General features: G+C 65.9%; 9 protein-coding genes. 5 read left to right on the top strand and 4 right to left on the bottom strand.

Annotated features, from left to right (window positions below; all coding sequences use genetic code 11):
* Positions 1-178 precede the first annotated feature (178 nt).
* The 5 genes from FJQ89_RS13630 (at position 179) to FJQ89_RS13610 (ending at position 7877) form a co-directional block, all read left to right on the top strand.
* A complete protein-coding gene (locus FJQ89_RS13630; protein WP_141170557.1) occupies positions 179-2590 on the top strand; it encodes a catalase in 2412 nt (803 codons plus the stop codon).
* 207 nt (positions 2591-2797) lie between these two features.
* A complete protein-coding gene (locus tag FJQ89_RS13625) occupies positions 2798-4492 on the top strand; it encodes an MFS transporter (protein WP_205704604.1) in 1695 nt (564 codons plus the stop codon).
* Positions 4479-5648, top strand: coding sequence for an HlyD family secretion protein (locus FJQ89_RS13620; protein WP_141170556.1), 1170 nt, complete (start codon positions 4479-4481; stop codon positions 5646-5648). Before FJQ89_RS13625 ends, FJQ89_RS13620 begins: the two co-directional genes overlap by 14 nt.
* Entirely contained in the window at positions 5645-7042 is a 1398-nt protein-coding gene (locus FJQ89_RS13615; RefSeq protein WP_141170555.1) for an efflux transporter outer membrane subunit, read from the top strand. Before FJQ89_RS13620 ends, FJQ89_RS13615 begins: the two co-directional genes overlap by 4 nt.
* A 91-nt stretch (positions 7043-7133) precedes the next feature.
* A complete protein-coding gene (locus tag FJQ89_RS13610) occupies positions 7134-7877 on the top strand; it encodes a tetratricopeptide repeat protein (protein WP_141170554.1) in 744 nt (247 codons plus the stop codon).
* Between the two features lie 134 nt (positions 7878-8011).
* On the opposite strand, the gene FJQ89_RS13605 is transcribed toward FJQ89_RS13610, so the two are convergent.
* The 4 genes from FJQ89_RS13605 to FJQ89_RS13590 form a co-directional block, all read right to left on the bottom strand.
* On the bottom strand, positions 8012-8983 hold the full coding sequence (locus tag FJQ89_RS13605; RefSeq protein WP_141170553.1) for a hypothetical protein: 972 nt from the start codon (positions 8981-8983) through the stop codon (positions 8012-8014).
* Positions 8984-9113: 130 nt separating this feature from the next.
* A complete protein-coding gene (locus tag FJQ89_RS13600; RefSeq protein WP_141170552.1) occupies positions 9114-12230 on the bottom strand; it encodes an efflux RND transporter permease subunit in 3117 nt (1038 codons plus the stop codon).
* Positions 12231-12239: 9 nt separating this feature from the next.
* Complete coding sequence (locus FJQ89_RS13595) at positions 12240-13403, bottom strand: efflux RND transporter periplasmic adaptor subunit (RefSeq protein WP_141170551.1); 1164 nt, start codon at positions 13401-13403, stop codon at positions 12240-12242.
* A 13-nt stretch (positions 13404-13416) separates the two neighbouring features.
* Complete coding sequence (locus tag FJQ89_RS13590; RefSeq protein ID WP_243136548.1) at positions 13417-14832, bottom strand: efflux transporter outer membrane subunit; 1416 nt, start codon at positions 14830-14832, stop codon at positions 13417-13419.
* Between the last annotated feature and the right edge of the window lie 14 nt (positions 14833-14846).

Here is a 14846-nt window from a genome sequence, read left to right as displayed (position 1 = left end):
CGGGGCGGGCCGGCGCCCACGCGCACAGTAGCAAGCAGTAAAGGAGAGCGATGATGCGCTCCGTTTTGTTGTGCTTGATCGGCATACCTATTCCCATCATTGTTTTGATTGCCCTGTTCGTGCGCTGAATGAGCGATTTGTAGCGTTCTCCCGGGGCAAACTACTCACAGGAGACGTAATGGCTAGCAACAAGAAAACGCCGTCCACGGACGGTGCGGGTTCCATCCTGAGCAGCATGTCCGGCCCATCCGACAGCAATGCGCCGCACAGCCTGGGCGCGGACAATGACGTGACCCGCGCGCTGCTGCAAAAGACGGCGGCCAGCCAGCAGCTGGCCGCCGCCATGGCAGTCAATCCCAAGGAGGACGGCCAGTACGGCGAGGCGGCGCGCAGGCCGGCCGAAGGCGTGCATGTGGCAACCGGCGAAGCGCTGGCCACGGCCAGCACTGCGGGCGAAACGACAGCATCAGCGAAGACGGGCGCTGGCCAGCCCGCGCTGGGCGAGAACGCGCGTAACGCTTCCCTCGATGGCGCCCGCAGCGACGACAGCGGCTGCGTGCTGACGACCAACCAGGGCGTGCCCGTGGGCGACAACCAGAATTCGCTGAAGGCGGGCTTGCGCGGTCCCACCCTGATGGAAGATTTTATTTTGCGTGAAAAGCTCACGCATTTCGACCATGAACGCATCCCAGAGCGCGTCGTACATGCGCGCGGCTCGGCCGCCCATGGCTACTTCGAATGCTACAAGGAGCAAAGCAAGCTGACGCGCGCGGCGCTGTTCGCCAAGGCGGGCAAGCGCACGCCGGTCTTCGTACGCTTTTCTACGGTGGCCGGTGAACGCGGTTCGACAGATACGGCGCGCGATGTGCGCGGCTTCGCCGTGAAGTTTTATACGGACGAGGGCAACTGGGACCTGGTCGGCAATAACATCCCCGTCTTCTTCATCCAGGATGCGATGAAATTCCCCGACCTGATCCACGCCGTCAAGCCCGAGCCGCACAATGGCATGCCGCAGGCGGCCAGCGCGCACGACACCTTCTGGGATTTCGCTTCGCTGTCGCCGGAAATCACGCACATGCTGATGTGGGCCATGTCCGACCGCGCCATTCCGCGCAGCTATCGGATGATGCAGGGCTTCGGCGTGCACACCTTCCGTCTCGTGAATGCCAAGGGCCAGTCCGTGTTCTGCAAATTCCATTGGTCGCCGATGGCCGGTACGCACTCGCTCGTGTGGGACGAAGCCGTCAAGATCAGCGGCGCCGATTCCGATTTCCACCGGCGCGACCTGTGGGAAGCCATCGAGTGCGGCGCGTATCCCGAATACGAACTGGCCTTCCAGGTCTTCACGGAAGCGCAGGCCGAAGCGTTCCCCTTCGACGTGCTCGATCCCACCAAACTGATCCCCGAAGAGCTGGTGCCGCTGGTCCCAGTCGGGAAAATGGTCTTGAACCGCAACCCGGACAATTTTTTTGCCGAAACGGAGCAGGTGGCCTTTTGCACGGCGCACATCGTGCCCGGCATCGATTTTTCCAACGACCCGCTGCTGCAGGGCCGCATCCACTCGTACGTCGACACGCAGATCACGCGCCTGGGCGGCGCCAATTTTCATGAGATTCCCATCAATGCACCGCTGGCACCTCTGCACAACAACCAGCGCGACGGCATCCACCGCCAGGCCATCAACCGTGGCCGGGTGGCGTACGAACCCAATTCGCTGGCGGGCGGCTGCCCGTTCCAGGCGGGCGCGAAGGGTTTCAACAGTTTTCCCGCCGCCGCCGAAGGCGACAATGTACGCGGCAAGCCCGAAAAATTCGCCGAGCATTATGGCCAGGCGCGTTTGTTCTGGATCAGCCAGACGCCTATTGAACAAGATCACATTGTGCGCGCGTTCCGCTTTGAACTGAGCAAGGTGCAGACGGTGGTAATCCGCCAGCGCATCGTCGCCATGCTGCGCAATGTCGACGAAACCCTGGCGCAGGACCTGGCCGATGCCTTGGGCCTGGCGCTGCCGCCCGTCATGCCGCGCGCCTCCCTGCAGCCGCTGCCCGCGTATGCGCCGTCGCCAGCGCTGTCGCTCTTTTTCCGGCCCGGCAAGACGGGCATCCATACCCTGCGCGTGGCCATCCTGGTGGGGCCGGGCAGCGACGGCGCGCAGGTGCGCAATATCTATGCCGCGTTGCTGTCCGATGGCGCCGTGCCGCGCCTGGTGGGTAGCCAACTGGGCCGGGTCGACACCAGCGGCGGCGCGCCGCTCGATGTGGAAATCTCGCTCGAAGCGGGACCGTCCGTGCTGTTCGACGCCGTCGTCGTGCCCGACGGCCAGGGCGCCGTGCAGCAACTGGGCGACGACGCCAACGCGCTCGACTTCCTGCGCCTGCAATACCGCCACTGCAAGCCGCTGCTGGCCATCGGCTCGGGCAAGGGCTTGCTGGACAAGGCAGGCGTGCCGGCGGCCCTGCCCGATGGCAAGCCGGATCCCGCCGTCATCGTCGCGCCTTCCAGCGACGTGGTGAAAGCGGTGGCGGCCTTTAAAAAGGCGCTGGCGGCGCACCGGGCATTCGTGCGCGAAACGGACCCGCCACGGGTGTAAGTGGCTGCATCAGGGCAGGGGCGGGATCGGCCGGCCCCTGCCGGTCCCGTTGCCTACCCTGTTTGCGCCGCATGCGCAACGCCATGCAACAATGTAAACAATAAAAACGTCCTGCGGTGATATGCTGCTGATTAGAACTGTTCATTTGCAACTATTTCCATAACGCCAGCAAAGAACGGCTTCAGCAAACCGGATCGCGATTACCGCATGGACAAGTACACACCTCGCACCTGGGGGCCGGGCGAACGCCCGACCTTGCCCGGGTCGCCATCGATGCCCGAACATTCGACGCCCAAGCGTGTCGCGTATTTCATCGTCGGCCTGATCGTCGCGCTGACGGGGGGGCTCGGCAACGGCCTGGTGACGGCCAATTTGCTGAACCTGCAAGGTTCGCTGGCCGCCTATGCCTACCAGATGCAATGGCTGCCGGCCGCCTATGTGATGACCATCGTCTCCATGAATCTGCTGCTGGTGAAGTTCCGCCAGCAGTTCGGCCTGCGCCTGTTTACGGAAGCGTTCCTGGTGCTGTATGCGCTGGTGACGTTCGCCCACTTGTATGCCAATACCTTGCCGTCGGCAATCGCCGTGCGCGCCGCGCATGGCATGGTGGGCGGCGCGCTGGGGGTGCTGGGCCTGTACTACACCTTGCAGGCGTTTCCCGCGCGCCACCGCCTGAAAGGCGTGGTGCTGGGCCTGGGCTTTGCCCAGCTGGCCTTGCCGCTGGCGCGCATCTTCACCTCCGAACTGCTGCAGATCGGCGAATGGCATGGCCTGTACCTGTTCGAACTGGGACTGGCCCTGCTGGCGCTGGGTTGCGTGCTGGCGCTGAAACTGCCGCCCGGCGACCGCGTGCAGACGTTCGAGCCGCTCGACTTCCTCACCTTTATCCTGTTCGCGCCCGGCGTCGCCCTGTTGTGCGCCGTGCTGGCGCAGGGGCGCACGGCATGGTGGATGGAATCGGAGTGGGTGGGCGTGTGCCTGGCGTGCTCCATCGTGCTGATCGCCGCCTCGCTGGCCATCGAGCATAACCGCGCGCGCCCGCTGCTCAATACGCGCTGGCTTACCACGGGCAAGATCGCCAAGCTGTTTTTATCGGTGCTGCTGTTTCGCATCGTGCTGTCCGAGTCGACGGGGGCCGTCGGCTTCCTGCAGGCGCTGGGCCTGAACACGGACCAGATGCAGAACCTGTTCATCGTGGTGCTCCTGGGCAGCGTGGCAGGGTTGGTGGTCAGCGCGCTGACGATCAATCCGAAGACGCTGAACCGCTCGCTGATGTTCGCGCTGCTGCTGATCGCCGCCGGCGCCCTGATCGACGCGCACGCCACCAGCCAGACGCGCCCCGTCAACATGTATGTCAGCCAGTTCCTGCTGGCCTTTGGCGGCACGTATTTCCTCGGCCCCACCATGGTGGCCGGCATGGGCGCCGTGATTGCCGAACCGCGCAACCTGGTGAGTTTTTCCGTGATGTTTACCATGACGCAGAACCTGGGGGGCTTGCTCGGTTCGGCCATCGTCGGCACCATCCAGACGGCGCGCGAAAAATACCATTCCAGCTACCTGGTCGAGCACCTGACCATGCTCGACCCGCAGGTGGCCGCGCGCGTGCAGTCGGGCGCCGCAAGCTATGGCGGCGTGCTGATGGACCCGGCCCTGCGCAGCGCCCAGGGCGTGGCGCGCCTGGGCGCCATCGCCACGCGCGAAGCCAATGTGCTCGCTTACAACGACGTCTTTCTGATGATCGCCGGTGTCGCCATCGCCACCTTGATCTGGATGCTGGTCAGCCAGTCCTGGAGCCGCATCACCACCGGCGCGCGTCGCCTGGTCGGCCCCGTGCGCGATGCGCAGACGGCCATGGCCATCGTCCCCATTACCAATTCGGAACCGAGCAATGACAGAAAATAACACTACACCGCCAGCACCTCCCACCGCACCCGCACCCGCCGCCCCTTCCATGGCGCAGCCGGACCGGCGCCACCAGTGGCTGTCCGCGCTGGCCTTTGCCGCCGTGGCCCTGGTGGGCGTGCTGATCGTGCTGTACGCGTGGCGTTTGCCGCCGTTCACCAGCCCCATCGTGACGACGGAAAACGCCACCGTGCGCGGGCAGGTGACCATCATCGGCACGCAGCTGTCCGGCTATGTGGTGGAAGTGACGGTGCAGGATTTCATGGATGTGAAGGAAGGGCAGCTGCTGGTGCGCATCGATGACCGTATCTACCAGCAGCGCTACGAGCAGGCGCAGGCGCAGCTGGCGGCGCAGCAGGCGGCGCTGTCGAACTGGACGCAGCAGAAGGCCAGCGCACAGGCGGGCATTTCCGTCAGCGAGGCGGCTTTGGCCAACGCGGAAGCGCAGGCGCGCAAGGCCAGCGCCGATTTGAATCGCGTGGAGCAGCTGGTGGCTGACGGTTCGCTGTCGCAGCGCGAACACGACCAGTCGCGCGCCACGCAGGCGCAGATGGCCGCCGCACTGGCGCAGGCGCGCGCCAATCTTGACATCGCCCAGCAAAGCGTGCAATCGGTGCTGGTCAACAAGCAGGCCCTGGAAGCGGCCGTGGCGAATGCGCAGGCGGCCGTCAAGGCGGCGAAGATCGACCTCGATAACACGCGCATCGTGGCGCCATCCGACGGCCAATTGGGCCAGGTGACGGTGCGCCAGGGCGCGTACGTGAACTCCGGCGCGCAGCTGATGGCGCTGGTGCCGCGCCAGATGTGGGTGATCGCCAATTTCAAGGAAACGCAGATGAACGGCGTGCAGGAAGGGCAGAGCGCCACCTTCCACGTCGACGCGCTCGACGGCGCCGTGCTGACGGGCCAGGTGGAGCGCATTTCGCCGGCCACCGGTTCCGAATTTTCCGTGCTGCCGGCCGATAATGCGACGGGCAACTACCTCAAAATTGCCCAGCGCATTCCCGTGCGCATCCGCATCGATGCGGGGCAGGCGAATGCGCGCCGGCTCGTGCCGGGCATGTCGGTGGTGGTCAGCGTCGACACGTCCGCCGTGCTGAATGACTCGGCGGACAATCCCGCGCCCCCGCCTGCGCCAAAGAAAGCCAAGCCATGAAGCGCCGCGTATGGCTGATGGCCGGCGTGCTGGCGCTTGCCGGCTGCGCCGCGAACGCGCCACCGCAACCCGCATCGGCCCTGCAACTGCCGTCCGGCTGGCGCGCGCCAGCCGAGGGCGGCGCAGTGTCCGCGCATGGCACACAGGTGGAACAGCTGTGGTGGCAGGCCTTCGGCGATCCCGTGCTAAGTGATCTGGTGGGTGCAGCGCTGGCGCGCAATGGCGACTTGCGCGTGGCGCGCGCCCGCGTGCAGGAATACCGCGCACGCCTGGCGCAGGCCGATGCCAACCGCGCGCCGAACCTGGCCTTTGACGGTTCGCCCACGCGCACGCGCACCCTGGCGTCGAGCGGCACGCCGTATGTGACGAATGTCTTCCAGGCCGAACTGCAGGCCAGCTATGAAATCGACGTATGGGGCCGGCTGGGCAATCTGAGCGACGCAGCCGGCGAAAGCTATCGCGCCGAACAGGCCAGCCTCGATGCGGCGGCCCTGTCGATCGCCGCCAGCGTGGCGACGAGTTACCTGAATCTGCGCGGACTCGACGCACAGCTGGCGCTGACGCAATCGACCTTGCAGCTGCGCGAACAGTCGCGCGAGCTGGCGCGCAAGCAGTTCGAGGTGGGCTACAGTTCGCGGCTGGAATGGCTGCAGGCGCAATCGGAATACCATGCGGCGGCCGAGCAGGTGCCACAGCTGCAGCGGCAGATTTTTGAGCAGGAAAACGCGCTGGCGATCCTCGTCGGCGGCAATCCTGGCGCCATCGCGCGCGGCTTGCCCCTTGCCGAGCTGGCGCCGCCGGGCGTGCCTGCCGGCCTGCCGTCCGAACTGTTGCGCCGGCGGCCCGACATCGCGCGCGCGGAACACAACCTGGCGGCCGCCAACGCCAGCCTGGCCGCCACGCGCGACCAGCTGCTGCCCTCGTTCAAGCTGACGGCGGCGGGCGGCGGGCAAGCCACAACGCTCACCGATTTCCTGCATGCACCGACGGCCCTGTGGCGGCTGACGGCGCTGGCGGCCGGCCCCCTGTTCGATGGCGGGCGCGTGCAGGCGCAGACCGATGCGGCCGGCGCACAGCGCGACCAACTGGTGTACGCGTATGAAAACGTGGTGCGCAATGCCTTCGCCGAAACGGAGAACAGCCTGGGCGCCATCTACCGGCTCAAGCAGCAAGCCGTGGAAAACGACGCGCGCCGCGCTACGGCGGCGGACACCTTGCGCATCGCGCACAACCGCTACCGCAATGGCTACGCCTCCTACCTGGAAGAACTCGATGCCCAGCGCACACTGTACAGCGCCGACGTGGGCTTGCTGCAGCTGAAGACGCGTATCCTCGTCGCCTCGGTGGATCTGTACCGGGCCTTGGGCGGCGGCTGGTCGGCCAAGACGCAATAGGCGCGTGTGCACGGCGCGGCCAGTGTAATATTCTGAGCAGGGAAAGCGGCGGCATGGTGCCAGCGGCTCCCGTCACGAACGAGGTTGTAATATGACGATTTTTGGCATAGGCATCCACATCCTGATCGCAGTATTTTTTGCGATTCACGTTGTGCGCAACGGGCAGCAGCTGTACTGGCTGCTCATTTTATTCATGTTCCCGCTGCTGGGCAGCGTGGTGTATTTCTTCGCCATCTACCTGCCCAATTCGCGCCTGCCGCAAGGCGCGCGCAAGGTCGCTTCGGTGGCCGTGCAGGTGCTCGATCCGAATCGGGAATTGCGTGAGGCGAAGGCCGCCTTCGAGTACACGCCGACGGCGCAAAACCAGATGCGCCTGGCCAGCGCGCTGCTCGAAGCGGGCGATGCGCAGGAAGCGGCATCGACGTATGAAGCCTGCCTGCAGGGAGCGTTTTCATCGGACCTGGAAATTCGCCTGGGCGCGGCACGCGCCTACCTGGAATGCGCGCGTGGCGCCGAGGCCTTGACGCACCTGGAATTCATCCGCCGCACGGATATGCATTTCCGTCCCGAGATGGTGTCGCTGCTGACGGCGCGCGCGCTGGCGCAAAGCGGGCGCCAGGTGGAAGCGAAGGCGGAATTCGACGACGCGCTGACGCGCTACAACAGCTTCGACTGCCGCGCCGAGTGTGCGATCTGGGCGCTGCAGCAGGGCGACAAGCTGTTGTCGGATCGCCTGCTGCTCGACATCGACAGCGCCATGGCCCGCTGGAGCAGCCATACGCGGGCTATGTATGCGCCGCTGCTGGCGCGCCTGGAGGCGGCGCGCAAACAGTAGAAACACCTGGTAAAACCGTAGCGAGCGGATGGGAGTTGCGGTCGAGACGCGGAGCTGTGCGAATGCACGGGGACGCCGAGTCAGCGAGCATCGGAAACCGCAAATCGCGACGCGCAGTAGGTTTGAACAGGTGTTTACACGCCAGGCACCGTATTCTTCCCTTCAACCAGTTTGTACCCCTTGCCATCGAATGCATAACGCGCATGGCCATTCAGGGGGGTGGCGATGCGCGGCGGGTCCTGGTCCGGTTTGAGCGTGACGCCCGGCTTGATCTTTTCGGACGCTCCCGTGAAATCGATCAGCAAGTCGTCGTAGGCGCCGCCATTGCGCGCCGTGGCGAAGCGCCACTTGCCGTCGACCATCCAGCACTCGTCCGTTTCAGGCCCGCAGGCGCCCATATTGTCCGAATACAGGTCCATGCCGCCATCGAGTGAGGTGACCTTGGCGTCGCCGATTTCAAACAGGGCCAGTTGCGTGATGGTGTATCCCTGGCCTGTATAGCCGTGGCGGATCGCCAGTCCCGGCTTGTTCGCACCCAGCATGATCCAGTGGACTTCACCTAGTTGTCCCGACGAACCCAGGGCGGCGATGTTTTCCAGCCGTTTCACGACTTGCCACTGGCCGTCTTCCGGCTGGCCCTTGGGGGCCAGGAAAAACACGTTCAACAGTCCCGGCGAGGCGTGCGCCGATTCCGCCGTGCCTTCCGTGTTGGCCGTTTCCGCATTCGCCACCAGGATGGCGCGGCCATCGGGCAGCAGCCTGTGGCTGACGGCACTGACGACATAACTGAGTTTGTCGACATGGTTGTCCGGATCGGGCAGGTCGGCCAGCGCATCGTCGCTGTCGCCGCGATAGTCCTTGCCAAAGACGGCGCGCATCATGCCCGCCTCGCGCTTGCGCGCCTGCGGCGTGTTCATCTCTTCCGTCTTGGGCGCGGTGGCAATCGGCGGCGGCACGTGTTCGGCCGATGCGGTATCGTCAGCGGCGGCGGGGACATCGGCTACCACGTCAACTGCCGCGTCGGTGCTGGCGGGGATGGTCTTGTCCGAACAGGCGCCGAGCAGTGCGGATACCATTAGCAGGACGAGCGGGGTGCGGTAATTCATAGGCAGGGCAGATTGCGTTCATGGAGAATGGGCGCAGTATGCCAGATAGATGGAAGCGAGGGAGCGCGGCCTGGCGGCCGGTCCTTCGCTTCCTTGCCCGCAGGGGGCGATTTTGCAAACAATGGCGCGCTTATTTTTCCAGCGCCGCCCTGTCATCGCGCCGCAGCGGCGCCTTCTGGCGGCGCAGTTTTGCCATGCCGCGCTTGAGCAGGTGCTCGAGGTCGTCGATATAGGTGAACACGGCCGGCACCACCAGCAGGCTCAGTAAAGTCGAGGTGATCAGGCCGCCGATGACGGTGATCGCCATCGGCGAACGGAAGCTCGGATCGGCGCCCCAGCCCAGCGCCAGCGGCATCATGCCGGCGCCCATGGCAATCGTCGTCATCAGGATGGGGCGGCTGCGCTTGTGGCAGGCGTCGACCAGCGCATCGAAGCGGTTCATGCCGGCCTGGCGCGCCAGGATCGCATAGTCGACCAGCAGGATGGAGTTCTTGGTGACGATCCCCATCAGCATGATCAGGCCTATCATCGACGGCATCGACAGGGCGCTGCCCGTGATCAGGAGCGCCACGAAGGCGCCGCCGATCGACAAGGGCAGCGCCGCCAGGATGGTCACCGGCTGCATGAAGTCCTTGAACAGCAGCACCAGCACGCAGTAGATGCACAGCACGCCGATCAGCATGGCCAGGCCGAAGCTGGCGAACAGCGAAGCCATTTCCTGCGCGTCGCCCAGTTCGGCGATCTTCACGGAAGGCGGCAGATTCTTCATCGACGGCAGTGCGCGCGCTTCTTCATTCAATTCGCCGAGGGTGCGCGAACCGAGTTCCACGTCGAGCGTCACGTTGCGGCTGCGGTTCAAACGGTCGATCTGTGCCGGGCCGCTTTCCATCGTCACGCTGGCCACGTTCGCCAGGCGCACGGGACCATTCTTGCCGGGTACGCTCAGACGCTCGATGGCGGCCAGGTCGGCGCGCACGCTGTTGGGCAGCTTGACGCGGATCGGCACTTGCCGTTCGGGCAGGTTCATTTTCGTCAGGTCCGTATCGTAGTCGCCGGCCGTGGCCACGCGCACCGTCTCGCCGATGGCTGCCGCCGTCACGCCCAGGTCTGCCGCCTTGGCAAAATCGGGACGCACGATGATTTCCGGGCGCACCAGCGAGGCGCTGGAATTGACGTTGCCGATGCCTTTCAGACCGCGCAGCTCGCGCTCGACCTTTTGCGCCGCCGCCATCAATGCCACCGGGTCTTCCGAACGCAGCACCAGCTGCATCTTGACGCCCGTGTCGGGCGGCCCCACCGTGAAGCGGGCGCCAGGGATCGTATCGAGTTTGTGGCGCAACTGCGTTTCCAGGCCCGCCATCGATTCCTTGCGTTCGGTGCGGTGCACGGTGGTCAGGGTCAGCACGGCGCGGCGCGCCTCGGCCGCTGCGCCGGGGGCGAAGGCGTCGCCGCTGGAGCCGCCGCCAATCGAACTGAAGACGCCCTTGATGCCAGGCGTCTGCATGGCCGCGTCGCGCGCCATGGCTGCCACGGCCTGCGTTTCGGCCAAGGTGGAACCGGGGGGCAGTTCCAGGTTGATCTGCGTCTGCGCGCGGTCGGCGGCCGGCACGAAGCCCGTCGGCAGCAGCGGCACCAGCAGGATGGCGCCGACAAAGAACAGGGCCGCAGCGATGGCCGTGACGCCGCGGTGGTTCAGGCACCAGCGCATCACGTGCAGGTAGCGCGTCATCAGCCAGCCATCCTTTTCTTCCTTGTGCGGCAGCGGTTTCAGGATGTAGGCGGCCATCATCGGCGTGAGCAGGCGCGCCACCACCAGGGAAGCCAGCACGGCCAGCACGGCCGTCCAGCCGAACTGCTTGAAGAACAGGCCGGGAATGCCGCTCATGAAGGCCGTCGGCAGGAATACGGCCACCAGCGCGAAGGTGGTGGCGATCACCGCCATGCCGATTTCGTCGGCCGCTTCCATCGCCGCTTGCATGGGCGACTTGCCCATGCGCAGATGGCGCTCGATGTTCTCGATTTCCACGATGGCGTCGTCGACCAGCACGCCGACGACCAGCGCCAGCGACAGCAGGGTGACGGTATTGAGCGTGTAGCCGAACCAGTAGATACCGAGGAAAGCCGGCATCACGGACAGGGGCAGGGCGGCCGCAGCCACCAGGGTGGCGCGCCAGTCGCGCAGGAACCACCACACTACCAGCACTGCCAGCAGCGCGCCTTCGTACAGCAGCTCCATCGAGCCTTCGAAGTTTTCCTCGACGGGGAAGGCATTGTCGATCGACTGCTGCAGTACCACGTTGGGGTTTTCCTTCTGCAGGTCGGCGATGGCGTCGCGTGCGCCCTTGGCGACGGCCACTTCGCTGGCGCCCTTGGTGCGGAATACCTCGAAAGCGACGACCGTCTTGCCATCTTGCTCGGCCAGCGCGCGCGGTTCGGCAATGGTGTCGCGCACGGTGGCCACCTGGTCCAGGCGCACATGGCGTCCATCCGGCAGCGGCACTTCCACGCGCGACAGTTCATCGGCCGTTTTGACGGTGGCGATGGTGCGCACCGACTGCTCGGCGCCGCTGATGTCGCCCCGGCCACCAGGCGCTTCGCGCTGCACCAGACGCAGCTGGCGCGAGACGTCGAGGGCCGACACTTTCAATGCGGCCATGCGCGCCTCGTCGAGTTCCACCTGGATCTCGCGGTAGACGCCGCCCACGCGGTTGACGGCGCCCACGCCGGGCACTGTCAAGAGGCGCTTGGCCACCGTGTTGTCGACAAACCAGGACAAGTCGGGAGAGTCGAGCGGATTATCGACACCGGGTTTCGCCGTGGCGATAAAGGTCAGCACCACGCGTCCGGCGGTGGACGCCTTGGTGACGGTGGGGTCGCGCAGCTCGGCCGGCATGTCCGCTTTCACGCGGGCGACGGCGTCGCGCACATCGTTGACGGCTTCGGCGATCTGCTTTTCCAGGATGAATTCGACGGTCACCGTGACGACGCCATCGAGCACCTTGGTGTAGATGTTTTTCACGCCTTGCAAGGTGGCGACGGAGTCTTCGATCTTGCGTGCCACTTCCGTTTCCAGCTGGGCCGGCGCAGCGCCGGGCAGCACCGCGCTGACGGTGACGATAGGCAGTTCGATATCAGGGAAATCCTGCACCGGATTGGCCTTGTAGGCCAGCAGGCCGGCCAGGGTCAGCAGCGCGAACAGCATGATGGCCGGGATCGGATTCTTGATCGAGAGGGAGGAAAAGTTCATGGCCTCTCCTTACTTTTTCGCTGCCGGTGCAGCCACCGGCGTCTGAACCGGGGTTTTCACATTACGGACCAAATCTCCGTCATTGAGGAAGCCGGCGCCGCTGACGACAATCGTCGTGTCGGCCGTGATGCCGCTTACAATCTCGATGCGGTCGCTCAGGCGCCGTCCGGCCTGCACCTTGATCTGGCTGACCCGCTGGTCGGCATTGAGGCGGAAGACATAGCTGAAGCCATCGCGCACGGCAATGGCCTGCTGCGGCACCGTCAGCGCGCCCGAGGTACCCAGTTCAAATTCGCCGCTGGCGTACATGCCGGCCTTGAACGGCGCATTGTTGCCGCTGCTGGCCGGCAGGTCCACGTACACGAGGGCCGAGCGGGTCTGCGGATCGACGGTAGGGGCGATCATGCGCACCTTGCCCGTCAAAACGCTGCCATTGGCCGCCTTGACTTGCGCCAGGGTGCCCGGTTTCAGGTTCAGCAGCTCGGTAGCCGTCACTTCGGCGCGCCATTCGAGGCGGCCCTGGCGGATCATGCGGAACAGTTCCGTGCCGGCGCCCACCACCGACCCCACAGTAGCCGAGCGCGAGGAGATGATGCCGCTGTCGGGGGCCACCACCTGCGTGTATTTCAGGCGCAGTTGCTGCGACGCCAGCTGCGCCTTGCTTGAGGCAATGCGCGCGTTGGCCGTCTGTTCGGCCGTCAGGTACTGGCTGATCTGCTGCGCGCTGATGGCGCCCGTGCTTTGCAGCGAGCGGGCGCGCTGGGCGTTGGCTGCCGCCTCGGCCGCATTCGCTTCCGCTTCCAGCACCGCCGCTTTCGCCTGCGCCACGTCGGCGTTGACGGTGTCGTTCGAGAACACGGCCAGCACCTGGCCGGCGCGCACCACGTCACCGACATTCACGCGTACGTCGGTGAGGCGCAAGCCGTTCGATTCGCTGCCGATGACGGCTTCCTGCCAGGCGGCCACGTTGCCGTTGGCCTTCAGCTTGATGGGCAGGCTGGCCGTTTGCGGCTTGGCCGTGGTGACGGTCAGCGCAGGCTTTTGCGCCGCGTTCTTGTCCTTGGCATCGTCGGCCGCCGTGGAGGATGGGGAGTACAGGGCCACACCGGCGCCCAGCATCACGCAAAGGGCGGCAAGGGCGAGAGCCATCGGTTTCAAGGTCATTTTTTTCATGTTGTCGTATCCGTCAGGGGGCATTGTTGGCGATGGCGTTGCTGCTGTTCCAGCCGCCGCCGGCGGCGCGGTACAGCGCTACCCAGGCGGCGCTGCGTTCGCGCGCCAGGTTGACCACGGTGTTTTCGGCGGCCAGGCGCGTGCGGCGCGCGTCTTCCAGTTCGATCAGGCTGGCCAGGCCATTCTTGTAACGGTCTTCGGTGGCGACGAACGACACGCGATAGCCTTCCAGGGCCGTTTTCGCGTGGCCGCTGCGCTCGTCCGTGCTGGCCAGGTTGACCAAGGCTTCTTCCACTTCGCGCACGGCCTGGCGCACGCCGGCGCGGTACTTCACCACCGCTTCGTCGTAGCGCGCCGTAGCCGCATCGACCTGGGCGCGGCGGGTGCCGCCGTCGAAGATGGGAAGGCTGACGGCCAGCGGACCGATGCTCCAGGTGCTGGCCGTGATGCTGGTGCCGCCAGCGCGGATATTGCCCTTGCCGATGGAGCCGGCCAGGCTCAGACGCGGGTAGCGCTGCGCCTGGGCGCCGCGCACTTCGAAGCTGGCGGCCGCCACTTCGCGTTCGGCGCTGTAGATGTCGGGACGCTGGCCCAGGGTTTGCGCCGGCAGTTGCGCAATCGCCACGGGCGAGGGCGCAACAAAGGGGCTGGCCGCCAGCTTCTGGCGCAGCGTCTCTTCCGGCACGGCCGACAGGGCCACCAGCGCCTTGACATTCACATCGCAGGCGGCGCGCTGTTCGATGGCGCGGCTGGCGCCTTCGGCGGCGCTGGCGCGGGCCAGGGCGGCGTTGGCGGGCGGCTGGAAGCCGGCGCCGGCGCTCAGTTCCGTCAGGCGTGCCGAGTCGCGGCGCGAGAGGACATCCTGTTCGGCCACGGCCTGCAGTTGCTGGCAGGTGCGCAAGGCGTAGTACTGGTTCGCCACTTCGGCGGCGACCGAGACGCGGGCCTCATGCCAGCCGGCGCGGGCGCTGTCGTAGCGCTCCTGCGCCGCATCGCGCGTGGCACGGTTGGCGCCAAATACATCGATTTCCCATGACGCCTGCAAGGCGGCCTGCGAGGTGGTGCCGCCCGGCTGCGCCGATTGCTGGCTGGTGCGCACCACGCTGCCCGTCGCATCGAGCCTGGGCGCCAGCGCGGCGCCGCTGGCGATGCTGTCCGCGCGCGCCTGCACGATGCGCGTGCCGGCGGCGGCGATGGTCGGGCTGACCTGCTGCGCATCGGTAATCAGTTCCACCAGCAGGCTATCGCCCTGGCCCTGCCACCAGCTGGCCAGGTCCGTCAGCTTGCCGTTATGCGGCAGCGGCGCCTGCCATTGCGCGGGTGCGCTGGCGGCCACGGCCGCGGGCGGCCCCTGCAGGGCGCAGCCGCCCAGCGCCAGCACGATACTGGCAGCCAGGGCGCGTTGAACGGTGCATCGAATAGTCGTCATGCTGGTCCTTCTGC

The organism is Janthinobacterium tructae (assembly GCF_006517255.1).
GTDB lineage: Bacteria > Pseudomonadota > Gammaproteobacteria > Burkholderiales > Burkholderiaceae_D > Janthinobacterium > Janthinobacterium tructae.
The sequence above is the reverse complement of the archived record's forward strand: the minus strand, read 5'-3'. Positions and strand labels throughout refer to the sequence as shown.